The organism is Pseudooceanicola antarcticus (genome assembly GCF_900215355.1).
Classification (GTDB): Bacteria; Pseudomonadota; Alphaproteobacteria; order Rhodobacterales; family Rhodobacteraceae; genus Pseudooceanicola; species Pseudooceanicola antarcticus.
The window spans coordinates 358,410-383,515 of the sequence record NZ_OBEA01000004.1; the positions used below are offsets into that span (position 1 = coordinate 358,410).

Below are 25,106 nucleotides of genomic sequence, written 5' to 3' on the forward strand. Positions count from 1 at the left end.
GGGACTCGGCCCCGTATCCGGCCCTCTTAGTCGAAGCCCGGGCGCGGGGCAAGCAGCGGGCAGTCGCAACGGCTGCGCCCTGTCGCGGAAACGTCATAGGGCGTGGGGCATTCCCGCTTCACGCAGGGTCAGGCTGGCAGTATCCTGAACCCGCAGCCGCTATCCCGCTGCCGTCACTGTGAAGAGGAGGACGCCTGTATGTCCAGTCTGAAAGACCGTGAAGCCGCCTTTGAAGCCAAGTTTGCCCATGACAGCGAGATGCTGTTCCGCGCCGAGGCGCGATGCAACCGGGCGCTCGGGCAATGGGCGGCCGGCCTCCTGGAACTCGATGGCGAGGCCGCCGAGGCCTATGCCACCTCGCTGGTAAAGGCCGATCTGAGCGAGCCGGGCCATGAGGATGTCATCGGCAAGCTGGTCGAGGATCTCTCGGGGCGAGCCGACGAGGCCGACATACGCGCCCGGCATGCCCGCGCCCTGGCCGAGGCCAAGGCCGCGCTCGCCGACACCTGAGACACGGTAACCGGGCCCCGCCACAGGGGCCCGGTTTTCGCACCCCCCTCGTCGCATCCGTCGCATCCGGCCCATGGCCGGCCGATAGAATGCAGCGCATCCAGCTGGTCCCGCGTTAAGGGGCTGGCAAGAAAGCTTGCCTACCTCCTGTTCCCCGATGGGGAGCAAGGGGAAGGTGATGACGCAGGTTCTGCAAGTCCCGCAGCGCGGATACCGGCGCGGGCTGCGCTACGTGGCCCCTCTGGTGGTGGGCATCGCCTGCCTCTGGCTGCTGCGCAACAGGCTGGGCGGGCTTGATCCGCAACAGATCTCCCAGGCGCTGAGCGAGGTGCGGGCCGCGCAATGGCTGCTGGCCGGGCTGGCCACGGCGCTCTCGTTCTGGGCGCTCGGACGCTACGACGGGGTGATCCATCGCCACCTGCGCACCGCCATCCCGGACCGCGAGGCGCAGCTTTCGGGGATCTCGGCCATCGCGCTGGCGCAGCTTCTGGGCCTCGGCGTGGTCACCGGCACCCTGGCGCGCTGGCGTCTGCTGCCCCGGCTGGGCCCGCTGCGCGCGGCGCAGGTGACGGCGGCGGTCTCGGCCTCCTTCCTGGTGGCCTGGGCGCTGGTCACCGCCGCCGCCTGTCTTCTTCTCGCGCCGCAGCTGCTGCCGCAGTGGCTGGCGCTCATGGCGCTGGCGATCTTCCTCACCCTGCCGGCCATCGCCCTCTTCGTGCCCGAGCTCAAGGTGGCGCGGCTGCGCTTCCGCTTCCCCTCGCTGCAGGCCATGACCGCCATCACCGTCTTCGCCGCCATCGACACCTGCGCCGCCGCTGCCGCGCTCTGGGTGCTGCTGCCCGAGGCGCCGGGCTTCGCCAGCTACCTGCCGGTCTTCCTGCTGGCGCTCGGCGCCGGGCTCTTTGCCGGCACCCCCGGCGGCATCGGCCCCTTCGAGCTCTCGCTGCTGGCCCTGCTGCCCGAGCTCGCGGAAGAAGAGCTGATCGCGGCCATCCTCGCCTTCCGACTGGTCTACTACCTGATCCCCGGCGCCCTGGCCGCCGCCCATGTCTTTCGCCCGCGCCCGGCACAGGACCCGGCGAACCGCGCCCAGGTGCCGCGACAGGTGCCCGACCTGCTGCTGGAGCACGCCCCGCGCGCCGAAAGCGGCGTGGCGCGGCAGAACGGCGCGCGGCTTCTGGGCTCGGCCAGCGCGGGCGGGCTCTGCGTCGATACCCCCCAGACCCTGACCCTGCTCTTCGACCCGCTGGCGGGGTCGCTGGCGCCGCTGCTGCCCCGGCTGGTCCAGGCGGCGCGCGGCTCGAACCGGATGCCGATCGTCTACAAGTGCTCGGCCCGCCAGGCGGTCGAGGCGCGCCGGGCGGGCTGGCATCTGCTGCATGTGGCCGACGAGGCGCTCATCGACCCCGGTGCCTTTTCGCTGGAGGGGCCGCGCCATCGCCAGTTGCGTCGCAAGCTGCGCCAGGCCGCCAAGGCCGGGATCGAGGTGACCCGCGCGACCGAGCTTCCCTTCCCCGAGATGGCCCGCCTCGACGCCGAGTGGAAACGCACCCATGGCCGGGCACGCGGCCTCTCGACCGGGCGCTATGCCCCCTCCTACGTGCAGGCGCAGCGGGTCTACGGGGCGCGGCAGCACGGCCACCTGGTTGCCTTCGTCACCTTCCATCAGAACCACAACCAGCTCTGCCTCGACCTGATGCGCCACGGAGGGGATCTGCCGGATGGCACCATGCATGCGCTGATCTGCGCCGCGCTCGAGGATGCCCGCCGCTTGCGGCTGCCGCTCTCGCTGGCCGCCATGCCCGCGGCCAGGGAGGAAGAGCCCCCGCTCTCGGCCCGGCTGCGCCGCCTCGTGGCGCAGCGCTCCGGCGGCGCCGGTCTGACCCGCTTCAAGGAAAGCTTCGCACCGCGCCGCCAGCGCCTCTACATGGCCGCGCCGGGCCGCCTGTCCCTTGTGCTGGGCGCGCTTGATCTGGCGCTTGCCATGCGCCGGCCCGCGATCACCGCCGATGATCCCCTTTCCTCGGCTGCCCCCCTTGCGTATGGAGGGAGGGATTCACCCCGGCCCCGCTAGGGTCCGCTGCCGCACAAGCGCCATCAAGGAGAGCCGCGATGAGCAATGCCCTGTCCCGCCTGCTGGAAACCCGTGACTGGCTGATGGCCGATGGCGCCACGGGGACCAACCTGTTCAACATGGGCCTCAGCTCGGGCGATGCGCCCGAGATTTGGAACCTCGAACACCCCGACCGCATAAAGACGCTCTATTCCCTCGCCGTCGATGCCGGCTCGGATATCTTCCTGACCAACAGCTTCGGCGGCAATGCCTCTCGACTGAAGCTACACGGTGCAGAGGGCCAGGTGCGCGAGCTGAACCGCGCCGCCGCCGAGATCGGCCGCGAGGTGGCGGATGCCTCCGGGCGCGTCGTGGTGGTCGCCGGCTCCGTCGGCCCGACCGGAGAGATCATGGCCCCCATGGGCCCGCTCACCCATGAGCTCGCCGTCGAGATGTTCCACGAACAGGCCGAAGGTCTGAAGGAGGGCGGCGCCGATGTGCTCTGGCTCGAGACCATCTCGGCGCCCGAGGAATATGCCGCCGCCGCCGAGGCCTTCAAGCTGGCCGACATGCCCTGGTGCGGCACCATGAGCTTCGACACCGCCGGGCGCACCATGATGGGGCTGACCTCGGAAGACATGGTGAAGCTGGTACGCGGCCTCGACAATCCGCCCATGGCCTTCGGGGCCAATTGCGGTGTCGGCGCCTCGGACCTGCTGCGCACCGTGCTGGGCTTCTCGGCCCATGGGGTGGAGCGTCCGATCATCGCCAAGGGCAATGCCGGCATCCCCAAGTACGAGGATGGCCATATCCACTACGACGGCACGCCCGAGCTGATGGCCGAATATGCCGTCATGGCCCGCGATTGCGGTGCCACGATCATCGGCGGCTGCTGTGGCACCATGGCGGCACATCTCGAGAAGATGCATGACGCCCTGTCGACCCGCCCGCGCGGCCCGCGTCCGACGCTGGACCAGATCACCGCGCTCCTGGGCGGCTTCTCTTCCGCCTCCGACGGCACCGGAGACGACGTCCCCGCGCCCCGCCGCAACCGCCGCCGCCGCGGCTGAGCGCCGAAAGGCTTCAGGCTGGTGCCGCCCTGGGCGGCCCGCCTGCTGCATGGCACGTCACTTGCGGCAGCGAGAAACGCGGCTGTGCGCCGGTCCCTGGGCCGGCGCCTGCGCGTGTCATGGCGCGCAATGGGCCCTGACCGGGCGCCTCAGTCGAAAAGCGACAGCTGCTCGCCCGGCTTCACCGGCACCCGGAAGAGATCGCAGCGCAGATCGGGCTGGGCGGTATCCAGCCCCAGCCGTTTCACCGCCGCCCGGAAGCGCTGCGCCACCATGGCCGCATAGGCTCCCTCGCCGCGCATCCGCTTGTGCCAGTCCGAGGAATAATCCTTGCCGCCATGCATCTCGCGCAGCCGGGTCATCACCCGCTTGGCGCGGTCGGGGTAATGCTCTGCCAGCCAGTCCTGGAACAGCGGAGAGACCTCCTGCGGCAGGCGCAGCATGATCCAGCTGGCCGAGCTGGCGCCGGCGCCGGCGCAGGCGGCCAGGATCGTCTCGATCTCGGCATCGGTCAGGCCCGGCACCACCGGAGAGACCATGGCCCGCACCGGCACCCCGGCCCGCGCCAGCGAGCGGATCACCTGCAGCCGTTTCTCGGGTGGTGGCACGCGGGGCTCCATCCGGCGGGCCAGATCGCGGTCCAGCGAGGTGACCGAGATCCCGACCCGCACCAGCCCCAGCTTGGCCATCTTGCGCAGGATATCGAGGTCCCGCAGGATGCCGGTGCCCTTGGTGACGATGGCCACCGGGTGGCGATGTTCCCAGAGCACCTCTAGGCAGTCGCGCATGATGCCACAGGACTTGTCGACGGGCTGATAGGGATCGGTATTGGTGCCGATGGCCAGCGGCGCCACCTTGTAGCTGCGCTTGCCCAGCTCGCTGGCCAGCACCTCGGCGGCATTGGGGCGGGCGACCAGGCGGGTCTCGAAATCCAGCCCCGGCGAGAGGCCGAGGTAGGCATGGGTGGGGCGGGCAAAGCAATAGATGCAGCCGTGCTCGCAGCCGCGGTAGGGGTTGATCGAACGGTCGAAGGGCAGATCCGGCGAGCGGTTGTAGCTGATCATGGAACGCGCGCGTTCCTGGCGCAGCTCGGTGCGGATCTGCGGCACCTCGTCCTCGACCACCTCCCAGCCGTCATCCACGGGCACCGAGACGAGTTTCTCGTAGCGCCCCGCCTCGTTTGAGGCAGCGGCGCGTCCCTTGCGGCGGCTCTTGTCGATCGGATGGGCAGGATCATGGAACATATGGGGAACATAGCTCTGCCACTTTCGCCGCGCCATGATTCCTTTTCAGAAATTCTTTCCCTTCGCCCTGTAATGGTCGTCGGCACTCACTCATCTGTCGCATTTCGGAAAGTCAGGATGGCCACCTTGCGACAAGGCTGAAGGATGCCTTCGGGTAAGCGCGCAGGAATATGGGAAGACCGACCAATGTCCGACGAAGAAGATATCATTCTCGCCGACCTCGATGACGAGGAACTCGTCCAGCAGATGATGGACGACCTCTATGACGGGATGAGGGAAGAGATCGAGGAAGGGGTGAACATCCTTCTGGAACGCGGCTGGGAACCCTACCGCATCCTGACCGAGGCGCTTGTCGGCGGCATGACCATCGTCGGCGCCGATTTCCGCGATGGTATCCTCTTCGTGCCCGAGGTGCTGCTGGCGGCCAATGCGATGAAGGGCGGCATGGCCATCCTGAAGCCGCTGCTGGCCGAAACCGGCGCCCGCACCATCGGCAAGATGGTCATCGGCACGGTGAAGGGCGACATCCACGACATCGGCAAGAACCTGGTCTCGATGATGATGGAAGGCGCGGGCTTCGAGGTCATCGACCTCGGCATCAACAACGCCGTCGAAGCCTATCTCGAAGCCATCGCGAAAGAGCAGCCCGATATCCTCGGCATGTCGGCCCTGCTGACCACCACCATGCCCTACATGAAGGTCGTCATCGACACGATGAAGGACCAGGGCATCCGCGATGACTACATCGTCCTGGTGGGTGGCGCGCCGCTGAACGAGGAATTTGGCCGCGCGATCGGTGCCGATGCCTATTGCCGCGATGCTGCCGTGGCGGTCGAAACCGCCAAGACCTTCATCGCCCGCAAGCACAACCAGGCCCCCGCCTGAGCCTGCCGGCCTGATCAACGCCCGTGTGGCGCGGGCTTCCAGCCCGCGCCCCCATCTACGTGGTGGGTTTCACCCACCCCAAGGCCGGGGCCAGAGCATGCCCGATATTCCAAGCGACCAGATCCTGACCAGCCAGGGCGCCGACCTCAGCGAGGGCCGCGCGCCGCTTCTGCTGATCGCCTGCGGCGCTCTCGCCCATGAGGTGCTGGCGCTGAAACGGCTCAATGGCTGGCAGCATATCGAGCTGCTCTGCCTGCCCGCCATCCTGCACAACACGCCCGAGCGCATCACCCCCGCCGTCACCGCCGCCGTCGAGGCGCAGCGCAGCCGCTACGAACGGATCATGGTGCTCTACGGCGATTGCGGCACCGGGGGGCTGCTGCAGGCCGAATGCGACCGGCTGGGGGTCGAGATGCTGCCCGGCGCCCATTGCTACGCCTTCTTCGACGGGGTCGAGACCTTCGCGGCCTGCGACGAGATCACCGCCTTCTATCTCACCGATTTCCTGGCCCGCCAGTTCGACGCCTTCGTCTGGAAGCCCCTCGGCCTCGACCGTCATCCAGAGCTGCTGCCGATGTACTTCGGCCACTACGAAAGCCTGGTCTACCTGGCCCAGACCGAGGACCCGGCGCTGACCGCCCGCGCCCAGGAGGCCGCCGACAGGCTGGGCCTTGCATTCACCCGCCGTTTCACGGGATATGGCGACCTCGCCACCGCCCTGGAACGGACAGCCAAGTGACCGACGACAACATCCTCGCCACCGATTGTTCCCGCTGCGCCGCGCTCTGCTGCCTGGCGCTGGCTTTCGACAAGGGGGATGACTTCGCCTTCGACAAGAATCCGGGCGAGCCCTGCCGCAACCTCTCGGGCCACCAGTGCTCTATCCACGACAGGCTGACCGCCGAGGGCTTTCCGGGCTGTGTCGCCTATGATTGCCTCGGCGCCGGCAACCGCGTGGTGCAGGAGGTCTTCGCCGGCCGCTCCTGGCAGAAGGACCCGCAGCTGACCCGCCCGATGATGGAGGCCTTCTCGGGCATGCGCGAGGTGCACAAGCGCATCGACCTGCTGCGCGCCGCCGAGACCCTACCGCTGTCCGGCAAGGACGACCAGGCCCGGCGCGACTACCTCGCCCGGCTCGAGCAGCACCGCTGGAGCGGCGCGGAGCTGAATGATTTCGAGGTCGGCCTCGCGCTCGAGATCGACCTGTGGTTCCACGGCCTCAGGGGCTATCTGCCCGGCTGAGGACCGCCCCGGTCCCGCCTGTTCAGGCGGTCGCCTGTTCCCGGATACGCTGGATCATCGCCCGCAGCCCGTTCGAGCGCTGCGCCGAGAGGTGATCCTGAAGGCTGAGCCGCGCCAGTTCGGCCTGGGCGTCGATCTTGCCGAGGTCGGTCATCGGCACACCGTCGTAAAGCGCATGCAGAACGGCGATGAGGCCGCGCACGATCATCGCATCGCTCTCGCCGTCGAAATGGAAGATGCCCTCCTGGGGCCGCATGTGCAGCCAGACCTGGCTGGCACAGCCATCCACCTTGGTGGCGGGGACCTTCAGCGCATCATCGAGCGGCGGCATGGCCTTGCCAAGCTCGATCACATGGCGATAGCGGTCTTCCCAATCCTCGAGAAACTCGAAATCGGCAACGATGTCTTCGAAGGCCTCCTGGGCCATGGGGCTCTCCTTTTCGCTCTCTCACCGGGCCTAGGACAGCCGGCGGCGAAGGTCCAGCCCCTGCCCCTGCCCATCTGGCGAAAAGCCCCGGCTTTTCAAGACCTCCGCAACGCGCTAGAGGTTTTGGGAACGACAAGGGGATCATCCATGCGCAAGTTTCTTCCCGTCCTGCTCATCGCGGCCCTCGGGGTCTCTGGCTGCGGCTACGTGCGGGACAGCCGCCTGAACCCGTTCAACTGGTTCGGCAGCGCCGAATCCCGAGAGCTGAGCGCCGCGGAAGCCGCCGCCCAGGACAATCCGCTGATCCCCAAGCGATCTGCCTTCGCCAACAAGCCCGACGCAGACCTGCGTGACCGCATTGCAGGCCTCGAAGGCCTGGTGGTCGAACGCATCCCCGGCGGGGCCATCGTCCGCGTGACCGGGATCTCGAGCTCGGTGCGCAGCTTCGACGTAGGCCTGCGCGAGCTGCCCGGCACCCCCGGCGTGGCCCGCTACGAGATGGTCACCTACCTGCCCGAATTCCCCGCCACCGGCCCGGTCCAGACCCGCCGCTACACCGCTGCGGTCCGGCTCTCGGATACCGAGCTGGCCCAGGTCCGCACCATCGAGGTGCTGAGCGCCTCCAACGCCCTGACCTCGCGCCGCTGATGATCCGCGCGGCGCGACCAGGGGATGCCGCTCAGGTCGCCGCCTGCGCAAGGTCCGCCTATGCCCGCTACATCCCGCTGATCGGGCGCAAGCCCGCGCCCATGCTCGCCGATGTCCCGGCCCAGATCGCCGCCGGACAGGTTTCGGTCTGGGACGGCGATGGCGGTGTGCTGGGCTACACCGTGGCCTTCGCCCATGAAGACGCCTGGTTCCTGGAAAGCATCGCCGTGGCGCCGGAGGCCGCGGGGCACGGCATCGGGCGCGCCCTGATGCAGCATTTCGAGGACAGCGGCCGGGCGCGGGGCTTCAGCCGCGCCACGCTCTACACAAATGCGAAGATGGTCGAGAACCTGGCGATCTATCCGCACCTTGGATACGAAGAAACCGCCCGTCGTGTCGAGGGCGGCTTCGATCGTGTGTGGTTCGCAAAGGCGCTCTAGAGCTCAGCCCAGGTCGACGGTGATCACCTTCTGGCCCTTGGTGGCGAGGCCGATCTTGCCTTCGCAGAGCCGGATCGCATCCGCTCCGAAGACATCGCGCCGCCAGCCGCTGAGCGAGGGGACGTCGCGCTGACCGGCGGCCAGCTCGTCAAGCTCGGAGGTCGCGGCGATGAGCTTCGGCGCCACGCCGGCATTGTCGGACTTGGCCTTCAGCAGCACCCGCAGCATATCGGCCAGCGCCGGGTTCACCTGCAGCTTTTCCTTGCTCTTGTCGGGCTTCGGCAGATCCGCCTCGGGGCATTCCAGACCGGCCTTCACGGCAGCCAGGATACCATCGGCGATTTCGCCCTTGCGGGCCTCGCGCAGCAGCAGCCGGGCGCGGGACAGATCCTGCGGCGACTGCGGCTTGGTCGAGGCCAGCTCGACCAGCGCGTCGTCCTTGTAGACCCGGTTGCGCGGCACGTTGCGGGACTGGGCATAGCTCTCGCGGAACTTCGCCAGTTCGCGCAGCACGCCCAGGAAGCGGCCCGAATTGGTGCGGGTGCGCACCCGCTGCCAGGCATCCTCGGGGCGGACGATATAGGTTTCGGGGTTGGTCAGGATGCCCATCTCCTCGGCCACCCAGGCGGCGCGGCCGTCCTTTTCAAGCTGGGCCGAGAGATACTCGTAGATCCGGCGCAGATGGGTCACATCGGCCAGGGCGTATTTCTTCTGCGCCTCGGTCAGCGGACGGCGCGACCAATCGGTGAAGCGGCTCGACTTGTCGAGGCTCTCGCGCGCGATGCGGCGCACCAGGGTCTCGTAGCCCACCTGTTCGCCAAAGCCGCAGACCATGGCGGCAACCTGGGTGTCAAAGAGTGGCTTGGGGATCAGACCCGCGTCGACGAAGAAGATCTCCAGATCCTGGCGCGCGGCATGGAACACCTTGACCACGTTCTCATCGCGGAAGAGCTCGTAGAGCGGCTCCAGCGAAAGCTCCTTCGACAGCGGATCGACCAGCACGGCGGTCTCGTCATCCTCGCCCGGCATGGCAAGCTGCACGAGGCAAAGCTGGGAATAATAGGTGCGTTCTCGCAGGAACTCGGTATCGACGGTCACGTAGGGATGGTTTTTCGCCTCGGCGCAAAAGGCGGCCAGCTCCTCGGTGCGGGTAATCGTCTGCATTTATCGCTTTCTGCTGATCCTGATACGTCCTGCCTTCAAATTCCCGTCATACTTGCCTTGCGCGCGGATGGAAAGGGGGGGCTGTTGCCCCCCCTGCCCGGTCACACAAGCTCTGCCAGGTCTGCGGCGTTGAAGCCACGCAGCTGATCCGAGGCACCGGCGCGGACCTTGGACACCCAGTCGGCATCCGAAAGCAGCGCCCGGCCGACCGCGATCAGGTCGAACTCGTCGTTCTCCATCCGCCGCACCAGCTTGTCGAGCGGCGTCACCTGGCTGGCTTCGCCACCGAAGGCGGCGAGGAATTCACCCGAGAGCCCGACCGAGCCCACAGAGATCGTCGGCACGCCGGTCAGCTTCTTGGCCCAGCCCGCAAAGTTGAGGCCCTCTTCACCGTCGATCTCGGGGAATTCGGGTTCCCAGAAGCGACGCTGCGAGGCGTGGATGATGTCGACGCCGGCCTCGACCAGCGGCTGCAGCCATTGCTCCATCTCCTGCGGGTTCACGGCCAGCTTGGTGGTGTAATCCTGCTGCTTCCATTGGCTCAGGCGCAGGATCAGCGGGAAGTCGGGGCCAACGGCCGCACGGGCGGCGCGGACGGCCTCGACGGCGAAACGCGACCGCTCGGCGATCGAGGCGCCACCCCAGGCGTCGTCGCGCAGGTTGGTGCCGGACCAGAAGAACTGGTCGATCAGGTAACCATGGGCGCCGTGCAGCTCGGCCACGTCGAAGCCAAGCCGCTTGGCATCGCCGGCGGCCTTGCCGAAGGCGGCAATGGTGGCCTCGATATCGGCTTCGGTCATGGCGTTGCCGCGCGGATCACCGGGGCCCACCAGGCCCGAGGGGCTTTCCACCGGTGCCTCGGGTTCCCATTCGCCGGCGCGGGTCGAGCCCGTGTGCCAGATCTGCGGCCCCATCTTGCCGCCCGCCGCATGCACGCCGTCGATGACCTGCTTCCAGCCCTCGAGGGCCTCACCGTGGAAGAAGGGAATGCCCTGCAGGTTGCGCGAGGCCGGGCGGTCGATGACGGTGCCCTCGGAGAGGATCAGCCCCACCTCACCCTCGGCGCGGCGGCGATAGTAGTCGACCTGCGGCTGACCCGGCTGGCCTTCCGGGGCCATGCCCCGGGTCATCGGCGCCATGACGATACGGTTCTTCAGCTCCAGCCCCTTCAGACGGAAAGGGCGGAACAGGGTCTCGGTGGGGGAGCTCATGGATTATCCTCTTTTGCTGAGACAGGAAGTCTGTCGTTGCCCCCTAGGTATAAGTTGGATACCTAGTGTCAATCAGGCACCTGTGATGCACCAGGTCACCTGCAGGAAACCCGCTGAACCGGAGGTAACCCCATGGAAGATATGGCCCCCAGGGATCAAGGCCCGATTCCCGCCATGCATGAGACATGCTCTCCGGACCAGCCGCTGCGACCCGAGTGCTTCGCCTCGGATTGTCCCAGCCGCGATATCATCGATCAGATCGCCGACAAGTGGTCGATGATGATCCTCTCCGTGCTCTCCTCCGGCCCGACCCGGTTCAACGAGGTCAAGCGGCGGCTCGAGGGGATCTCTCAGAAGAGCCTCAGCCAGACCCTGCGCAAGCTCGAGCGCAACGGCCTGGTCACCCGCGAGGTGCTGAACACGGCGCCGGTGGCGGTGCAGTACAGCCTCAGCCCGCTGGGTCGCAGCCTGCTGCCGACCTTCCTGGCGTTCTACTCCTGGACCAAGGAGCACATGCATATGGTCGAGGCCGCACGGGCGAAATTCGACGCGCGCCAGCGCTGACACATCATCACGAACCGGAATGCAAATCCGTACAACCATTCATTTCCGTAACGTTTGAGCCCGCGCTAACCTGCCGGTGCCCTCAAACCGAAAGGACATGACATGGCCCAGTCCCTTGCCCATACCCCAGCCCCCGCCTTTCGACTTCCCGTCAAAGGCCTGACCGCCGCCGCCCTGCTTCTGGCTTTCATGCTGCTCGCACAGGTGATGCCGAAAGCCGATGTGGCGCCCGACATGGCCTGGCGGGGCAATTCGGCCTCGCTCGAATTGATCCGTTAAAGCGCTTCGGCGAACTTGCGCAGCATGGCCGGGTAGAGCTTGTGCTCTTCCGCCAGAACGCGCGCGGCCAGGGTCTCGGGCGTATCGTCCGGGACCACCGGCACCCGCGCCTGGCCCAGGATCGGGCCGTCATCCAGCTCTGCCGTGACCTCATGCACCGTGCAACCGGCCTCGGAATCACCTGCCTCGAGCGCCCGCGCATGGGTGTGCAGGCCCTTGTACTTCGGCAGCAGCGAGGGGTGGATGTTCAGCATCCGGCCCGCGTAGTGGTTGATGAAGGTCGGGGTGAGGATACGCATGAAACCGGCCAGGCACAGGATGTCCGGCCGGGCCGCGTCAAGGTGGCGGATCAGCTCTGCCTCGAAGGCGGCGCGATCCTTGCCGAAGGGGCGGTGGTCGACGGCGAAGGTGGGCACGCCCATCTCTTCTGCCCGCTTCAGACCCCCTGCCCCATGATCGTTGGAACCGACCAGCACGGCGCGCGCCGGGTGATCTCCGGTCATGCTCTCGACCAGTTTCACCATGTTCGACCCGCCACCCGAAACCAGGATGGCGACACGCTTCGGCCCGTTGGACACCATCAGCCCTCCTGGCCGGTGTAGCGGATACCCTCTTCGGCGGTGACCCGGCCCAGGGTCGAGACGGTCTCGCCCGCCTCGGTCAGCAGCGCGGTCAGGGCCTCGGCCTGATCGGCAGAGACCACCAGCACCATGCCGATGCCGTAGTTGAAGGTCTTCAGCATCTCGGATTCGGCGATGCCGCCCTGCTCCTGCAGCCAGTTGAAGACGCCGGGCTTCTTCCAGGAGCCCAGGTCGATCTCGGCGCCCAACCCCTGCAGGACGCGGGGCAGGTTCTCGGTCAGACCGCCGCCGGTGATATGGGCCAGCGCATGGACGCCGCCGGCACGCACCGCCTCGAGGCAGGATTTCACGTAAAGACGCGTCGGCGTCAGCAGCGCCGCGCCAAGCGTGCCCTCGCCCCAGGGGCAATCGGCATCCCAGCCGAGGCCCGAGGTCTCGACGATCTTGCGCACCAGCGAATAGCCGTTGGAATGCACCCCGTCCGAGGCCAGGCCCAGCAGGACATCGCCCTCGGCCACGCCCGCGGGCAGGTCCTGGCCGCGCTCCATGGCGCCGACGGCAAAGCCCGCCAGGTCGAAATCGCCCTTGGCATACATGCCCGGCATCTCGGCGGTCTCACCACCGATGAGCGCCGCGCCCGAGGCCTTGCAGCCCGCGGCGATGCCCTCGACGATGCGCGCGGCGGCGTCGAGCTCCAGCTTGCCGGTGGCGAAGTAGTCGAGGAAGAACAGCGGCTCGGCGCCCTGGCAGACCAGGTCGTTGACGCACATGGCCACCAGGTCGATGCCGATGGTGTCGACATTGCCGGTGTCGATGGCGATGCGCAGCTTGGTGCCCACGCCGTCGGTTGCGGCGACAAGGATCGGGTCCTCGTAGCCCGCGGCCTTCAGATCGAAGAGCGCGCCAAAGCCGCCGAGACCGGACATGGTGCCGGGCCGTTGCGTTGCCTTGGCGGCCGGCTTGATGCGATCCACCAGATCGTTGCCGGCCTGGATATCGACCCCTGCCTCGGCATAGGTGATGCCGTTTTTGCCCTTGTCCATCGGGACCTCCGCGCGTGCTCCTGGGTTGAGCGTTCGGCTAGCCGATCCGAAGCCCGCGCGCAATCGGAAAGCTGGCCCGTGCGGGTGGTTGAGGCCAGCTCCGGCCCCTCCGCATGCCCCAATCCAGCGCTCGGAGCGCTCTGCGAGGCAGGTGCCCGGTCGCCGGCCCGTCCCTCTCGGGTGCGCGGAACCTGCCCACGATCGGCCCGCGATGCCCGAACCTGCCGCCCGAACTGGCCCTCCGACGCGCCCCCGGCCCCTGCCCGTCCCGCATCGCGCCCGAGCGCCCCGCACAAGCTTGACCCCCGCAGCGACGCGCCATATCCATGGCCCAAGGGGGCCTGTAGCTCAACGGTTAGAGCAGAGCGCTCATAACGCTTTGGTTGCGGGTTCAAATCCTGCCGGGCCTACCAAAACTCCCCTTTTCCCCTTTGTTTTGAATGACGTTGTGGACCACGCCTGAGGGCTTTCGATGCCGTTAACCCGACAAACGGGGGCAGCCGAAGCGCCCCGGCTTGCCCGAGAGACCACAGGCGGGAACCTCAGCGACCGGCCCTTGCATGACATTGGTGCAAGCCTCAGCATCACACCAGGCCCGGCACCAACCGCCCGAGGTCAGCCGCGATCGGCTCAAGCCAGCCCTGAGCGGCTTGAGCCTCGGCGGAAAGCCGTGTCGGTTTCTCCTGACAACAGAGGCTTCGCCGCCGTTTCCGAGCTGCCGAATTCTGAAACTCAGCCAACCCTCGGTGCCCTGCGGGAAGGGGCTCGTTCAGAACGTCAGATTGAACCCGAGCTGCACCCCTGAGCTTTCATAACCCGCCGTGCCGATTCCGTCATGGAAGGCATCCACCGTCAAGATCGCGCCATTGGCGAGTGTGTAGCTCGCCCCCGCCTTCACCTTGCCACGTCCGCCCGCGTACTCCGGCACGACCAGCGACGCGTTCCCCGACCCTTTGACAGAAGAGCCGACAAAGGAAAGGCCGCCCGTCAGCTCCCATGCGCCGCTGCGCCCCGGCAGGCCAATCTGGTGACGGACATCAAGGCCAATCTCGGCCTGGGTCAGTTCAAGACCCTGCTCCGGAATGAGGTTGCCAAGCCCATCGGTGTAGGCCTTCTGGGTATCGGTCGTGTAGGACAGCTGAACTGAAGGCATCCATGTTGTCCGACCCTGGTTGATTTCTCCGGTCACCTTGAGCTGTGCAAGCAGCCGTTCTGTCTCGAACCTGTCTGCATCCGCTCCCAAGGGCGAAATATCGTTCTTCGTCTGCCCGTAAAGAAGCATGCCCTCGAAGAACAATGGATGGGCCGGGCTGCGCGCCACGAAATAGGGACCGATCAGCCAGCCATGGCCATCTATGCGGCTGGCGCCCTCCTCCTGGCTCAGGGTGTCGAATTCAACCATGCCGCCAATCAGCAGATCCGGAGACAGTTTGACGTGGCTCCCGATGACGCCGAAGGCATAGCGGGTGCTCCGCGTGTCCTCCTGTGTCCAGGAACCGGTCAGCCGTGCCCAGACGCCATTGCCGGCGCCAGGCGCGCTGGCGAACGCGAATTCACCTCTGCCACGTGTCACATCCACGGTCATGGCACCGGTGTTGCTGCCAGAGAGAAACCCGGTGAGGTTTGGCTGGCTGGCGATCAGCTGCGTCGCCCGCGATTGAATGAACTGCGCGATGGCCTTCTGCGTTTGCGCGACGACGGTGTTGGAAATGGACAGGGTGTTCGACGCGGTGTTGGAATTGCCTGCCAGATCTGTTGCGACGGCGGCGGGAATCGAGATCTGGGTATCCCCTTTGCCGCTCGTCGTGACCGTTAGAAGATAGTCCGCACCGCTTCCCGAAAGCCCCGTAGCCATGCCATTGGCAACGGACACGTCGCTTGCGGCGAAACCGATCACGTCTTCGGAAAAGGTGATCGCAACCTCAATGGACGCGGCCCCGGCAAAGGTTGTGCTGGACGATGCGATGCTGACCGATGGCGCTGTGGCATCATAGGATGTGGTCACCTCGTTCGATGCCGTTGTGTTCAGGTTCCCCGCGGCGTCGCTGAAGGTGCCCGCCGCGACCGACAGGGCCACTGGCCCCTCTGCGAGCGGCGTCAGCACCGCCGTGTAGCTGCTGCCGGACCCCGACAGCGTTGCACTGGCATTGGTCAGGGAGAGGTCGTCGAGGGTAAAGTCCGTACTGTCCTCCGAGAGGGTGATCTCTGCCGACTGCGCCCCGTTCAGCGGGCCGCTGAAAGCGCCGATGCTGACGGTGGGCGCTTCATAATCCGGGAACAAGTCTACCGTTGCGGCCGGCGACACATAGCCCAGGTTATCCTCGACAGTGACAGAGACGGTCCCACCGGTCATGTCCGCCGCCGAGGTGACAGAGAATGTGCCGCCGGTCGCCGTGACCGTTTTCACGGTTGCGTCGGGAAACGTGACGCGAACGGTCCCGTCCGCCTCAGCGGTACCCCCAATGGTCATGGAGCGGTTCGCATTGATCACCGTTGTCGTCAGGACAGGGCTGTCCGGCGCGTCGCCCGGCGTGATCGTGATGGTGAACTCTTCCTCGACAGCCTGATTTCCCGCCGCATCCGTCGCGTTGATCTTGATCAGGTTCGCCCCGATCGGGAAGTCGTGGGGGGAGGTGATCACATCACCATTCAGCGTAAAGATGGGGGCTATGCCGCTGTCGACGTTGTCATCAACGATTGTAGAGAAGCCAATCTGCCGGGTTCCGGATGGATCGGCTTCGAAAGAGATATCGCCAATGGGGCGTATGACGGGCGCGGTGCCGTCGTAGGTCGTGGTGGCTTCGTTCGACGCAGCGGCGTTCTTGTTCCCGGCGGCATCGCTGAAGGTGCCCGCCGCCACCGACAGCGCCACCGGTCCATCCGCCAGCGGCGTCAGCACGGCGGTATAGCTGGTGCCCGACCCGGTCAGCGTGGCGTCTGCATTGGTCAGGGAGAGGTCGGCAAGGGTGAAGTCGGTGCTGGGCTCGGAGAGGGTAATCACCGCCGACTGCGCCCCGTTCAGCGGACCGGTGAAGGCGCCAATGCTGACCGTAGGCGCGGTGATGTCAGCTGAAAAAGTCACTTCATTCGAGGCGGCCCAATTTCCCAGCCCTCCGCTGTCGGTAAAGCCCTCCTTTGCGACGGATACACTGACGTCCCCATCCAGCAATGGGGTCAGAACGATGGAGTAGCTGCTGCCGCTGCCGGACACTGTCGCGGTGGCGTTTGTCAAATTCAGGCTAGAGGCTGTGAAATCAGAGCTGCTTTCAGACAGCGTGGCGACCACGGTATACTTGCCGCTGCCGTCCGGCCCGCTGAGGCTGCCGAGCGACACCGTCGGTGCCGTATTGACAAGGGTCTGACCGACTGAAGCCGTGGTTCCCGCTACCCCGCTGATTTCGGCGAGGAAGGCATAGCGAGCACCGTCGCTGGTCCGTGTTGCCTCAAAGGAAGCCCCCATATAGCCTTGGGCGGCATAGGTCTCCGAGGCGCCTTGCTGAACAAGGTTTGCGACATCTGCCAGACCGCAGTGCGCTTCCAAATTCGCAGAGGTGATCGCCGAGTAAGTGGGGCTGATACCTCCGTTGAAATAAGCTGCCCCACCTGCCACTTGGATTTGTGCAGAACCAAAGCCCAAAGGTTCAATGCGTGCAGCTGCCAAGCCGCCATTCAAATTCTCGACGAAGACGCGTAGCCGGCATCCGGAATTCAGGACCAAATTTCGCTCGATACGCGATGGCGCATCAAAGGCCGCTGCGGGGGATGCGAGGGCAAGCAGGGTCGCGCAGATGACGGCAATGTATTCAAGACAGAGATTGCGTTTACCGGCACTCATGTTGGCTTTGTCGCTGCCAGCGCCGCCGGAAAAAAGAGTCCGCATCAGTAGTCCAGCCATCGCAAGTTCATCCATAATTGTCGGATACCTGCCGCGGTTGCATTGATGTCAGTTCAGAAAACCCACACCAATCCAACCACGACCCACCCGGTGTCGCGTTAAATCGGCCTGTCGTCTGCGCTGAAAGGGGCGGCCCCCCCGGATCATCCTGGCATCAGCATCTTGGGGGTGCGGCCCGCACCCCGGGTTCTCAGACGCCGGATTTCTGCAAAGGGATCAAGGCTTTGGCAAGAGGCCGGGCCTCTTATGATAAATCTTTTCCTAGAATGATAATTCTTTGGTCCCGTGCAGGAGCTAGCGCGACCGCGTGGCCCGCGCGCGGGTCTCCGAAGGGGTTTCCCCGAAGTGCTGCTTATAGGCGCGGGTGAAATTGCCGATATGCGCATAGCCACAGGCAAAGCTGATTTGCTTTACCGAAGTGATGCCGTCGCGCAGCGCTGCCTGTGCCTTGGCAAAGCGCGCGGTGCGTGTGTAGGCCGCAAGCGTGGTTCCAAACTCTGCCTGAAACACCCGCCGCGCCATCTGATCGCCCATTGCGAAGCGCTCCAGCATTTCACCTTCGGCGAAGCTGTGGTCCGGATCGGCATCAATGGCCGCCTTGAGCCGTTGTGCCCCGTGGGCCTGCCATGGCAAGACGCTGCGCGTGTCGGCCCCGTCCAGTGCCAATTGAACATAGCTGGTCAGAACCTCGGACAGAAAGCTGATCGCCAGGCCCTCTGCCTTGACGCTGTCCAGGCCGGTCGCCGCGCGCAGGTCATGCAGCCGCTGCGCGGTATTGCGGACCCGCATCTCCGTTGGGACAGGCACAGCCAGATCGACCGTCGCATCAGACGCCATCAGGCGCGCAAGCTGCGGGCCGTTTGTTTCATCCAGGCGTTCACTCAGATCGTCACGATACATCGCCACGCAAACATGACGCAGGACCTGCCCCGGCTCCACGAACAGCCGGAAACCGGGGGTGTCACTGCGGATCACGGATGTTGCGTCTTGCGTCCAATGCTGCCGCTGCCCGTTTCCCATGACGATACTGGCCTCGCCCGACAGGAAATACTGGGCAGAGACATGCTGGCCATTTTCATCATGGGGAAAGCATATCTCGGTCGGCTCATCGACCTCGATACAGGAGGTCACGAGCATGGCCCCGCCTGGGAAGACGGTCATGTCGAGGTATTGAGAGCCCTGCGCAGAAACGACACCCCGGCCTGCGGACTGCCTTTGCAAAGTGCCGCCCTTTGCCGCCATGTCATTCACGAGTCATACGCCTCAACAAGTCCCGGCGATGATCGACGTTGCTTCAAGCAAGGTCAAGGCAGGCTCTGGACCGACCCGCTGCACTGGCCTCGACCAAGGCTTCGCAGTGCGTCATCAGGTTGCTTCGCTCTTGGCGCGGCGTCCGGAAGACGGAAAAGACCCCGCACAATGCGCCGGGCCAGTTGACACAAAAATCCGGATGGACGGCCCCACCCACTCAGCGGCACACTGCTGACGTGTAGCAAGTGCTTGAGCAGGTAAACGGTGCACGATGTCAGAACATGCAGAGCAAGACTGTGAAATCGACTGGCGTGGCGGCAATGTGACCCTTCACGTCGAGGGCAGCTCCTACAGCTTCCCGCTCGATGACTTGGAGACATGGATAGACTTCTATCAAAGGCAGCTCGACCTCTTCCCGAAGGCGCGGCGCCTCTACGAGGCCAAGATCCAGATGCTGAAACAGACCGTCGATTTGCGCAACGCGCTTTAGCGGTGCGTCCAGAGACCGGCCAGACCCCGCCCGACCCTCGGCGAGCCGCCGGCCCCCAATGACGCGCCAAGTCAGCTTGTCGGGCCTCTCCTCAATCCTCGCCACTCCAGATCCAGCCTCGTCCCACGGCCGCCTCCGTCCTGCCCCGCTCCTGCGGCAGGATAAGCTTGCAATGACCCGGTTCCACGGCCATTCAGTCTGGCGTGACCATTTCATCCGATCAGCCCGCAATCTCATTGACCTCCCTCGGCTGGTCGGCATTCCATCACGCCCAGTTGCAGCCCGAGGAAGCGGGGCTTGCGCCCATGCGCATCGCCACCGTACACCGGGACCGGATCAGCGCGATCTCTGAACTGGGGCCGGTCAGGCTCACCCTGCCCGCGCAGGCGAAGACGACCGAGTTCGCTGTCGGCGACTGGGTTCTGGTGGCCCCCGACACCGGGCTGCTGGTCCGGCGGCTGGACAGGCAGACGCTTTTGCAGCGCAAGACCGAAGGCCGCAGGCAGGCGCAGTTGATCGCTGCGAATGTCGATACGCTCTTCATCGTCACCTCCTGCAACGAGGACTTCAATCCGGGACGGCTTGAGCGCTACCTGGCGCTCGTCAACGACTCTGGGGCTGCGCCGGTGATCGTCCTGACCAAGGTCGATCAGACAGACGATGCCGATGGATACCTGCGGCAGGCCGAGGCGCTGCAACGCGGGCTGGCCGTGGTCATGCTGAATGCCAAGGCGCCCGAGGCGGCAGAGACATTGGCGCCGTGGTGCGGCGCGGGGCAGACCGTCGCCCTTGTCGGCTCTTCCGGGGTCGGCAAGTCGACCTTGCTGAACACCCTGTCCAGACCATCCGCCGAGACGGCCCAGCTGACAGGCACCATCCGCGAGGGGGATGCCAAGGGCCGGCACACCACCACCTCGCGCTCGCTCCACGCCATTGCCGGAGGCGGCTGGGTGATCGACACGCCCGGCATGCGATCGCTGCATGTCGCCGACGTCTCGGCCGGGCTCGATACCCTCTTCGCCGAGATCGTCGCGCTGGCCGACGGCTGCCGGTTCCGCGATTGCACCCATGACCATGAACCCGGTTGCGCGGTTCAGGCCGCGGTTGCGGCAGGGACGGTCGATCCGGCGCGGGTGGGCCGTTGGCGCAAGCTCACGGAAGAGAACCTGACCAACACCCCGGTGCAGACCGGCCCCCGCAACAACAAGGTCACCAAGCCCCGCAGCAAGCGACGCTGACGGTCATTGGGCGGCGCAGCCCCTCCAGGCGCCGACAGGGCCGCCTGCCCCGCGATCACTCCTGAAGGAACCGCTCCAGCTGGCTGGGCGAGACGGCGCGGACGCGCAGCGCTTCGCCCCTGGGCCGGCGGCCCGATATCTCGACATACTGCTGCTGGCGCAGGGCGCAGATGCCTTTCTGCAATCCCGAGGCCCAGCCGAGCGAGATCACCTGCCGCAGGCTGCCCGAGTAGAGCGACCAATGCAGCGCCGTGCCCTGCGGACCGACCAGCGCGCGCGCGCCGCGTATCATGCGAAGCTGGTCCTCCAGGCTCAGCTCCTGCGGATGCACGACCTCGTAGCCGTGTTCGCGCACCTGCGCCTCGATGCTCGGCTCATCGACCAGGCGCGACGCTGTCCAGCGGCTTCGGCTGAAGTAGATCTTCTCGGGTCCCTGTCCCGGCAGGCCAAAGTAGCGATCCAGCAGCGCCGCGGCATGGGGCTGGTAGCGGGCCTTGCGGCGGAAGGGAGAGGGCGCGATCAGCAGCTCTCCCACCGTCATCGGCGCGGTGATGAAACGCAGGCGCGCATAGTCCAGCCCCAGTTGCCGAAGGAAGAAGGAAAAGAAGCCCTTCTCCTGCGGCATCTTCTGCGGTGCCGCGCCCATCCGGGGCTCGATATGGCAGAGGATCGGCAAGCCGGGCCGGGCGGCGGCAAGCTCGGCCACGGCGGCCAGATCCACGATGCTCTCGGTCAGGGTGTGCCCGAAGGTATCGCACAGGAACCCGCCATAGATCGCGGAAGGCACATGGGCCTCGGCCGGCGACGGCAGGCGGCGGTTGACCGGGAACGTGGTGTCGAGCGAGGTCAGCAGCGGCCAGTCCCGCAGCGCCCGGCCCTGCGCATCGCGCAGCGAAAAGCGCGTCAGCAAGCGGTGCGGGCGGCGCGGATCGCGCTGCATCGGGGCGGCCTGTGCCCCCTCGACCACCTTGAAATCAAGAGACATCTGGTTCCTTCCCCATAGCGGCCTAGCGGGCGATCACCAGGTCGGCGCAAAGCCCGCCCAGGGCCTCGCTGTCGCCCAGTCGTAGGATGCCGCCGTGCATGCGCGCCGTATCCCCCGCGATGGAAAGCCCCAGGCCAACGCCCGAACCACGGTTCTGGTTGCGCGCGGTGTCGAGCCGGGTGAAGGGCTTCATCGCCTCCTCTCGCCGGTCCGCCGGGATGCCCGGCCCGTCGTCCTCGACCCGGATGCGCAGGCTGCGCGGGGTCAGCTCGACGCTGACCTCGGCGCGGGTGCCATAGCGCACCGCATTGCCGATCAGGTTCTCGACCGCCCGCCGGATGGCCAGCGGCCGCAGCGCCATCTCGCCCTCGCCCCTGGCAAGGACCAGCCTGACATCCTGCCCCGCCCGCCCGGCGTCATGGACGATCTCGCGCACCAGCGCCAAAGGATCGACCCGGGTCTCTGCCTCTTCCGAGGTGCCACGGGCGAAAGACAGAAACTCGTCCAGCATCGACTGCATGTCCTCGATGTCGCGCTCAAGCTCCTCGCGTTCGCCGTCCTCCAGCAGCGACACCGCCAGGCGCATCCGGGTCAGCGGCGTGCGCAGATCGTGGCTGACCCCGGAGAGAAGCAAGGTGCGCTGTTCGATCTGGCGCTCCAGCCGGGCGCGCATGTCGAGAAAGGCGTGACCCGCCGCCCGCACCTCGACCGCCCCGGCAGGGCGATACTCTATGTGCCGGCCGCGCCCGAAGGCCTCCGCCGCCTTGGCAAGCCGCGTCACCGGGCGCAGCTGGTTGCGCAGGTAGATGAAGGAGATCACCGTCATCAGCACGCCGAAGAAGGCCATGTTGACCAGCAGCTGATGCGGGTTCGAGGCCGACACCCTTTGCCGGTCGAAGGTCATCAGGAGCGCCTCCTGCGGGCCATCCGAGCGCAGGTAGAGCTCGACCGCATAATCGTCGGGCAACGAGATCACCAGCATCCCCGGCGCAAGCTCCCGCAGCGTCCGCGCCACCACCCGGCCCGAGAGGTCATACCAGCGGATACTGTCCTGCGCCGGCACCTCCGAGATGGGCAGCACCAGGACCTCCATCTCCAGCGCCTCGGCCACCGCCAGTTCCTCGCCGTCCGAGATCTCCGAGAGCACAAGGTTCACGTCACGGCTGACCGAGCGGGTCATCTGTTCGGTCACGCCTTCAAAATGGCGCTGGATGAAGACCACCGAGACCACGAGCTGCATGGTCACCACCGGCAGCACCAGGATCAGGGCAGCCCGGCCATAGAGCCCGCGGGGCACATATCGTTTGAGCCATTCGAAGAACATGCGATACCCTAGTCACCTGTGGAAGCAGAGGAAAGCGGGATGACCTCGGAAAAGACGTTCAACGCGGTGCCCGGCCGCGCCGAAACGGTTGCGCCCGGTGTGCGGCGGATTCTCGCGCCGAACCCCTCGCCCTTCACCGGACCGGGCACCAATACCTACCTGGTCGGAGAGACCGCCCTGGCGGTGATCGACCCCGGCCCCGACCTGGCCACCCATCTGCGCGCCATCCTGCAGGCCGTGGGCCCCGGACAGCATGTCAGCCATATCCTGGTGACCCACGCCCATGCCGATCACGCGCCGCTGGCCCGCGCGCTCTCGGCCTCCACCGGGGCGCCGGTGCTGGCCTTTGGCGATGCCCTGGCGGGCCGCTCGGCGGTGATGCGGGAACTCGCCGGCTCGGGCGATCTCGGCGGCGGCGAGGGCACCGACCTGGCCTTCACCCCCGACATCCCGCTGGCCGACATGGAGCTCATCGCCGCGCCCGGCTGGTCGCTGCGCGCGCTCTGGACACCCGGCCATTTCGGCAACCACCTCTGCTTCGCCATGGGCGACGTGATCTTCACCGGCGACCTGGTCATGGGCTGGTCCAGCTCCCTCGTCTCGCCGCCCGATGGCGATCTGACCGACTTCATGGCCTCCTGCCGCCGCCTGCAGGAGATCCCGGCCCGGCTCTACCTGCCTGGCCACGGTGACGCGGTGCCCGAGCCCCACGCCCGCCTCGCCTGGCTGATCCAGCACCGCGAGCGCCGCGAGGCCGCGCTTCTGGCCGCCCTCGCCCATGGCCCCGCCGATGCCACCACCCTCGCGGGCCGTGTCTATACCGACATCGACCCGTCGCTCCTGCCGGCAGCGGCGCGCAATGTGCTGGCTCATCTCATTGATCTGATGGGTAAATCCAAGGTTTCCTGCGCCAAGCCCCTTGGTCCCGCCTCGCGCTTTTCCCTGCTTTGAACCGCCTGTCGCAGGGGCAGGAAAAAAATCGCGGATTTCTGTCGGAATGGCTCTTGCCGAGCCGGAATCGCATTGCTATACCCCGCCCACACCGCGAGGCAGCGGCCACGGAACATCGCTTCCCAGCCAGCCTCACGCCAGATGCTCCGGCGTAGCTCAGCGGTAGAGCAGTTGACTGTTAATCAATTGGTCGTAGGTTCGATCCCTACCGCCGGAGCCATAAAAAGCCCTCAAGTCCCAGCGACTTGAGGGCTTTTTTGCTTCTCTGACCTCGGCCGCCTTGCCGCCTGCCGGGGCACATCGGATCATCTCAGATGCAGGAGGTTCCAGGCCGGTCCTCAGGGCCTTCCTCAGCCCCGAGAGCCCCAGGCCCCCTCGCCCGCCGCAGGATGCGGGCTCTGCCATTGACGGGGGGCGTCTGGCGGCGCAGGCTTCGGGCATGAGCCCCGTCACCACCATCCGCAATCTTGGCCCCGCCATGGAAAGGGCCTTTGCCCGCGCCGGGATCACCTCTGCCGAGGCGCTGAGGGAGATGGGGTGCGATGCGGCCTACCTGGCGGCGATGCGCAGCGGGATGGCGGCGCATTTCGCGGGCTACATGGCGCTCTGCCTCGGATTGCAGGGACGCCCCTGGACCGATGCCGCGGGGCCCGAGAAGGCGGCGATGCGGCAGCGCTACGATGCGCTGCGCGAGCAGGCGAAGGCCGGGCGCGAGACGCCGGGGTCGGAGCTCCAACAGTTCCTCGACCGGATCGGCCTGCCCGGACCGCTCTGAGGCGGCCCGACTGGCGTCGGCAAGATCACCGGCAATACTCAACGAAAAACGCGCGAGGTTGCCCCCGCGCGTTTCAATCTCAACCCTCAAGCAGGGTTCAGCCGACCAGTTCGAGGCCGGAAAAGAAGAATGCGATCTCCTGGGCCGCGGTCTCGGGCGCGTCGGAGCCGTGGACGGAGTTCTCACCGACCGACTCGGCGAATTCGGCGCGGATAGTGCCGGGGGCCGCATCAGCGGGGTTGGTGGCGCCCATGACTTCGCGGTTCTTCGCGATGGCGCCTTCGCCTTCCAGCACCTGCACGACGACCGGCTCGGAGGCCATGAACTCGGTCAGCTCACCGAAGAAGGGGCGTTCCTTGTGCACGGCGTAGAATTCGCCAGCCTGGGCGATGGTCAGCTGGATGCGCTTCTGGGCGACGATGCGCAGGCCGGCATCTTCGAACTTGGCGTTGATCTTGCCGGTCAGGTTGCGGCGGGTGGCGTCGGGCTTGATGATCGAAAGGGTACGTTCGGTGGCCATGTCACTGTCCTCTGAAGTCAGGGCGGGTCCTGCCCGCCGGGAAATATCCGCGCCCGCGTAGCATGGGCACCGCGCTTTGAAAAGCGGGTATCTGGGGCGGCTGTCGCCGAGGCAGGTGGGGTCGAGGCAGGCGGGGTCGAGGCAGGCGGGGTCGAGGCAGGTGGGGTCGAGGCAGGTGGGGTCGAGGCAGGTGGGGGGCTCTGCCCCCCCGGTCTCCGTACCGGAGCCCTCCCCCCGGAGTATTTTCTGCCTGGTGATGGGCAGAGGGGGCGGGGTGTTGCGTGGCAGCCCGGCGCGCGCTGCGTTAACCGGGGCC

General features: G+C 66.5%; 25 protein-coding genes and 2 tRNA genes. 16 read left to right on the forward strand and 11 right to left on the reverse strand.

Going from position 1 to position 25,106, the window contains the following annotated elements; translation table 11 throughout:
* Positions 1-198: 198 nt before the first annotated feature.
* From CRO50_RS12405 to bmt, 3 genes are all read left to right on the forward strand, one after another.
* A complete protein-coding gene (locus CRO50_RS12405; RefSeq protein ID WP_097146234.1) occupies positions 199-510 on the forward strand; it encodes a DUF1476 domain-containing protein in 312 nt (103 codons plus the stop codon).
* Positions 511-688: 178 nt separating this feature from the next.
* Complete coding sequence (locus CRO50_RS12410; protein WP_143516915.1) at positions 689-2,584, forward strand: phosphatidylglycerol lysyltransferase domain-containing protein; 1,896 nt, start codon at positions 689-691, stop codon at positions 2,582-2,584.
* A 38-nt stretch (positions 2,585-2,622) separates the two neighbouring features.
* Positions 2,623-3,633, forward strand: a complete 1,011-nt coding sequence (bmt, locus tag CRO50_RS12415; protein WP_097146236.1) for a betaine--homocysteine S-methyltransferase — start codon at positions 2,623-2,625, stop codon at positions 3,631-3,633.
* 149 nt (positions 3,634-3,782) lie between these two features.
* Here the strand turns inward: bmt and CRO50_RS12420 are convergent, their stop codons facing one another.
* Positions 3,783-4,877, reverse strand: coding sequence for a PA0069 family radical SAM protein (locus tag CRO50_RS12420; protein WP_097146322.1), 1,095 nt, complete (start codon positions 4,875-4,877; stop codon positions 3,783-3,785).
* Positions 4,878-5,063: 186 nt separating this feature from the next.
* Between CRO50_RS12420 and CRO50_RS12425 the strand changes: the two genes are divergently transcribed.
* The 3 genes from CRO50_RS12425 (at position 5,064) to CRO50_RS12435 (ending at position 7,004) form a co-directional block, all read left to right on the forward strand.
* Positions 5,064-5,762 (forward strand): corrinoid protein, encoded by a 699-nt coding sequence (locus CRO50_RS12425; RefSeq protein ID WP_097146237.1) that lies wholly within the window; start codon positions 5,064-5,066, stop codon positions 5,760-5,762.
* Between the two features lie 97 nt (positions 5,763-5,859).
* Positions 5,860-6,501 carry a DUF1638 domain-containing protein gene (locus CRO50_RS12430; protein WP_097146238.1) on the forward strand — a complete coding sequence of 214 codons (642 nt, stop codon included), beginning with the start codon at positions 5,860-5,862 and terminating at the stop codon, positions 6,499-6,501.
* Positions 6,498-7,004, forward strand: coding sequence for a hypothetical protein (locus tag CRO50_RS12435; protein WP_097146239.1), 507 nt, complete (start codon positions 6,498-6,500; stop codon positions 7,002-7,004). The genes CRO50_RS12430 and CRO50_RS12435 overlap by 4 nt, the downstream gene beginning before the upstream one ends.
* Before the next feature lie 22 nt (positions 7,005-7,026).
* Here the strand turns inward: CRO50_RS12435 and CRO50_RS12440 are convergent, their stop codons facing one another.
* Complete coding sequence (locus tag CRO50_RS12440) at positions 7,027-7,431, reverse strand: SufE family protein (protein WP_097146240.1); 405 nt, start codon at positions 7,429-7,431, stop codon at positions 7,027-7,029.
* A gap of 147 nt (positions 7,432-7,578) precedes the next feature.
* On the opposite strand from CRO50_RS12440, the gene CRO50_RS12445 reads away from it, so the two are divergent.
* Both CRO50_RS12445 and CRO50_RS12450 read left to right on the forward strand, forming a co-directional pair.
* Positions 7,579-8,079: a hypothetical protein gene (locus tag CRO50_RS12445; RefSeq protein ID WP_097146241.1), complete on the forward strand. Its 501-nt coding sequence runs from the start codon at positions 7,579-7,581 to the stop codon at positions 8,077-8,079.
* Positions 8,079-8,519, forward strand: coding sequence for a GNAT family N-acetyltransferase (locus tag CRO50_RS12450; RefSeq protein WP_097146242.1), 441 nt, complete (start codon positions 8,079-8,081; stop codon positions 8,517-8,519). Before CRO50_RS12445 ends, CRO50_RS12450 begins: the two co-directional genes overlap by 1 nt.
* 3 nt (positions 8,520-8,522) lie before the next feature.
* Here CRO50_RS12450 and rnd read toward each other — a convergent pair whose 3' ends face one another.
* Positions 8,523-9,683 carry a ribonuclease D gene (gene rnd / locus CRO50_RS12455; protein ID WP_097146243.1) on the reverse strand — a complete coding sequence of 387 codons (1,161 nt, stop codon included), beginning with the start codon at positions 9,681-9,683 and terminating at the stop codon, positions 8,523-8,525.
* Positions 9,684-9,784: 101 nt separating this feature from the next.
* Positions 9,785-10,894, reverse strand: coding sequence for an NADH:flavin oxidoreductase (locus tag CRO50_RS12460; protein ID WP_097146244.1), 1,110 nt, complete (start codon positions 10,892-10,894; stop codon positions 9,785-9,787).
* 132 nt (positions 10,895-11,026) lie between these two features.
* Between CRO50_RS12460 and CRO50_RS12465 the strand changes: the two genes are divergently transcribed.
* The gene (locus tag CRO50_RS12465; protein WP_232617822.1) at positions 11,027-11,458 is read left to right on the forward strand and encodes a winged helix-turn-helix transcriptional regulator; all 432 of its coding nucleotides are present in this window, start codon (positions 11,027-11,029) and stop codon (positions 11,456-11,458) included.
* Between the two features lie 102 nt (positions 11,459-11,560).
* Positions 11,561-11,737, forward strand: a complete 177-nt coding sequence (locus CRO50_RS20140; RefSeq protein WP_157791777.1) for a hypothetical protein — start codon at positions 11,561-11,563, stop codon at positions 11,735-11,737.
* On the opposite strand, the gene purN is transcribed toward CRO50_RS20140, so the two are convergent.
* Together purN and purM are read right to left on the reverse strand one after the other, a co-directional pair.
* A complete protein-coding gene (gene purN, locus CRO50_RS12470) occupies positions 11,734-12,318 on the reverse strand; it encodes a phosphoribosylglycinamide formyltransferase (RefSeq protein WP_097146245.1) in 585 nt (194 codons plus the stop codon). The genes CRO50_RS20140 and purN overlap by 4 nt on opposite strands.
* Positions 12,318-13,361, reverse strand: a complete 1,044-nt coding sequence (gene purM, locus CRO50_RS12475; protein WP_097146246.1) for a phosphoribosylformylglycinamidine cyclo-ligase — start codon at positions 13,359-13,361, stop codon at positions 12,318-12,320. The genes purN and purM overlap by 1 nt, the downstream gene beginning before the upstream one ends.
* A gap of 337 nt (positions 13,362-13,698) precedes the next feature.
* Here purM and CRO50_RS12480 point away from each other — a divergent pair.
* Positions 13,699-13,774, forward strand: a tRNA-Ile gene (locus CRO50_RS12480).
* A gap of 356 nt (positions 13,775-14,130) precedes the next feature.
* On the opposite strand, the gene CRO50_RS12485 is transcribed toward CRO50_RS12480, so the two are convergent.
* Together CRO50_RS12485 and CRO50_RS12490 are read right to left on the reverse strand one after the other, a co-directional pair.
* Positions 14,131-17,271, reverse strand: coding sequence for an Ig-like domain-containing protein (locus CRO50_RS12485; protein ID WP_143516916.1), 3,141 nt, complete (start codon positions 17,269-17,271; stop codon positions 14,131-14,133).
* 279 nt (positions 17,272-17,550) lie between these two features.
* Entirely contained in the window at positions 17,551-18,498 is a 948-nt protein-coding gene (locus tag CRO50_RS12490; protein ID WP_097146248.1) for an AraC family transcriptional regulator, read from the reverse strand.
* Between the two features lie 280 nt (positions 18,499-18,778).
* Between CRO50_RS12490 and CRO50_RS12495 the strand changes: the two genes are divergently transcribed.
* Together CRO50_RS12495 and rsgA are read left to right on the forward strand one after the other, a co-directional pair.
* Complete coding sequence (locus CRO50_RS12495; protein WP_097146249.1) at positions 18,779-18,997, forward strand: hypothetical protein; 219 nt, start codon at positions 18,779-18,781, stop codon at positions 18,995-18,997.
* Between the two features lie 305 nt (positions 18,998-19,302).
* Positions 19,303-20,235 (forward strand): ribosome small subunit-dependent GTPase A, encoded by a 933-nt coding sequence (gene rsgA, locus CRO50_RS12500; protein ID WP_179747268.1) that lies wholly within the window; start codon positions 19,303-19,305, stop codon positions 20,233-20,235.
* Positions 20,236-20,290: 55 nt separating this feature from the next.
* Here the strand turns inward: rsgA and CRO50_RS12505 are convergent, their stop codons facing one another.
* Both CRO50_RS12505 and CRO50_RS12510 read right to left on the reverse strand, forming a co-directional pair.
* A complete protein-coding gene (locus CRO50_RS12505; RefSeq protein ID WP_097146251.1) occupies positions 20,291-21,220 on the reverse strand; it encodes a glycosyltransferase family 61 protein in 930 nt (309 codons plus the stop codon).
* A 22-nt stretch (positions 21,221-21,242) separates the two neighbouring features.
* The gene (locus CRO50_RS12510) at positions 21,243-22,544 is read right to left on the reverse strand and encodes an ATP-binding protein (protein WP_097146252.1); all 1,302 of its coding nucleotides are present in this window, start codon (positions 22,542-22,544) and stop codon (positions 21,243-21,245) included.
* A gap of 39 nt (positions 22,545-22,583) precedes the next feature.
* Between CRO50_RS12510 and CRO50_RS12515 the strand changes: the two genes are divergently transcribed.
* The 3 genes from CRO50_RS12515 to CRO50_RS12525 all read left to right on the forward strand — a co-directional run bounded on the left by CRO50_RS12515 (position 22,584) and on the right by CRO50_RS12525 (position 24,270).
* Entirely contained in the window at positions 22,584-23,495 is a 912-nt protein-coding gene (locus CRO50_RS12515) for an MBL fold metallo-hydrolase (RefSeq protein ID WP_097146253.1), read from the forward strand.
* A gap of 145 nt (positions 23,496-23,640) precedes the next feature.
* A tRNA-Asn gene (locus CRO50_RS12520) sits at positions 23,641-23,715 on the forward strand.
* Between the two features lie 219 nt (positions 23,716-23,934).
* Entirely contained in the window at positions 23,935-24,270 is a 336-nt protein-coding gene (locus CRO50_RS12525) for a TfoX/Sxy family DNA transformation protein (protein WP_097146254.1), read from the forward strand.
* A 97-nt stretch (positions 24,271-24,367) separates the two neighbouring features.
* On the opposite strand, the gene ndk is transcribed toward CRO50_RS12525, so the two are convergent.
* Positions 24,368-24,790, reverse strand: coding sequence for a nucleoside-diphosphate kinase (gene ndk / locus CRO50_RS12530; RefSeq protein ID WP_097146255.1), 423 nt, complete (start codon positions 24,788-24,790; stop codon positions 24,368-24,370).
* Positions 24,791-25,106: the final 316 nt, after the last annotated feature.

What these genes read in the sequence shown, in the direction of transcription:
- bmt (WP_097146236.1), top strand. Translation starts at nt 2,623, where the DNA reads ATGAGCAATGCCCTGTCCCGCCTGCTGGAAACCCGTGACTGGCTGATG.
- CRO50_RS12405 (WP_097146234.1), top strand. Translation starts at nt 199, where the DNA reads ATGTCCAGTCTGAAAGACCGTGAAGCCGCCTTTGAAGCCAAGTTTGCC.
- CRO50_RS20140 (WP_157791777.1), top strand. Translation starts at nt 11,561, where the DNA reads ATGGCCCAGTCCCTTGCCCATACCCCAGCCCCCGCCTTTCGACTTCCC.
- CRO50_RS12420 (WP_097146322.1), bottom strand. Translation starts at nt 4,877, where the DNA reads ATGTTCCATGATCCTGCCCATCCGATCGACAAGAGCCGCCGCAAGGGA.
- CRO50_RS12505 (WP_097146251.1), bottom strand. Translation starts at nt 21,220, where the DNA reads ATGTCTCTTGATTTCAAGGTGGTCGAGGGGGCACAGGCCGCCCCGATG.
- CRO50_RS12495 (WP_097146249.1), top strand. Translation starts at nt 18,779, where the DNA reads ATGTCAGAACATGCAGAGCAAGACTGTGAAATCGACTGGCGTGGCGGC.
- CRO50_RS12445 (WP_097146241.1), top strand. Translation starts at nt 7,579, where the DNA reads ATGCGCAAGTTTCTTCCCGTCCTGCTCATCGCGGCCCTCGGGGTCTCT.
- CRO50_RS12460 (WP_097146244.1), bottom strand. Translation starts at nt 10,894, where the DNA reads ATGAGCTCCCCCACCGAGACCCTGTTCCGCCCTTTCCGTCTGAAGGGG.
- CRO50_RS12440 (WP_097146240.1), bottom strand. Translation starts at nt 7,431, where the DNA reads ATGGCCCAGGAGGCCTTCGAAGACATCGTTGCCGATTTCGAGTTTCTC.
- CRO50_RS12485 (WP_143516916.1), bottom strand. Translation starts at nt 17,271, where the DNA reads ATGGATGAACTTGCGATGGCTGGACTACTGATGCGGACTCTTTTTTCC.
- CRO50_RS12425 (WP_097146237.1), top strand. Translation starts at nt 5,064, where the DNA reads ATGTCCGACGAAGAAGATATCATTCTCGCCGACCTCGATGACGAGGAA.
- rnd (WP_097146243.1), bottom strand. Translation starts at nt 9,683, where the DNA reads ATGCAGACGATTACCCGCACCGAGGAGCTGGCCGCCTTTTGCGCCGAG.
- ndk (WP_097146255.1), bottom strand. Translation starts at nt 24,790, where the DNA reads ATGGCCACCGAACGTACCCTTTCGATCATCAAGCCCGACGCCACCCGC.
- CRO50_RS12515 (WP_097146253.1), top strand. Translation starts at nt 22,584, where the DNA reads ATGACCTCGGAAAAGACGTTCAACGCGGTGCCCGGCCGCGCCGAAACG.
- CRO50_RS12490 (WP_097146248.1), bottom strand. Translation starts at nt 18,498, where the DNA reads ATGGCGGCAAAGGGCGGCACTTTGCAAAGGCAGTCCGCAGGCCGGGGT.
- CRO50_RS12430 (WP_097146238.1), top strand. Translation starts at nt 5,860, where the DNA reads ATGCCCGATATTCCAAGCGACCAGATCCTGACCAGCCAGGGCGCCGAC.
- CRO50_RS12410 (WP_143516915.1), top strand. Translation starts at nt 689, where the DNA reads ATGACGCAGGTTCTGCAAGTCCCGCAGCGCGGATACCGGCGCGGGCTG.
- purM (WP_097146246.1), bottom strand. Translation starts at nt 13,361, where the DNA reads ATGGACAAGGGCAAAAACGGCATCACCTATGCCGAGGCAGGGGTCGAT.
- CRO50_RS12510 (WP_097146252.1), bottom strand. Translation starts at nt 22,544, where the DNA reads ATGTTCTTCGAATGGCTCAAACGATATGTGCCCCGCGGGCTCTATGGC.
- CRO50_RS12450 (WP_097146242.1), top strand. Translation starts at nt 8,079, where the DNA reads ATGATCCGCGCGGCGCGACCAGGGGATGCCGCTCAGGTCGCCGCCTGC.
- purN (WP_097146245.1), bottom strand. Translation starts at nt 12,318, where the DNA reads ATGGTGTCCAACGGGCCGAAGCGTGTCGCCATCCTGGTTTCGGGTGGC.
- CRO50_RS12465 (WP_232617822.1), top strand. Translation starts at nt 11,027, where the DNA reads ATGGAAGATATGGCCCCCAGGGATCAAGGCCCGATTCCCGCCATGCAT.
- rsgA (WP_179747268.1), top strand. Translation starts at nt 19,303, where the DNA reads ATGCGCATCGCCACCGTACACCGGGACCGGATCAGCGCGATCTCTGAA.
- CRO50_RS12525 (WP_097146254.1), top strand. Translation starts at nt 23,935, where the DNA reads ATGAGCCCCGTCACCACCATCCGCAATCTTGGCCCCGCCATGGAAAGG.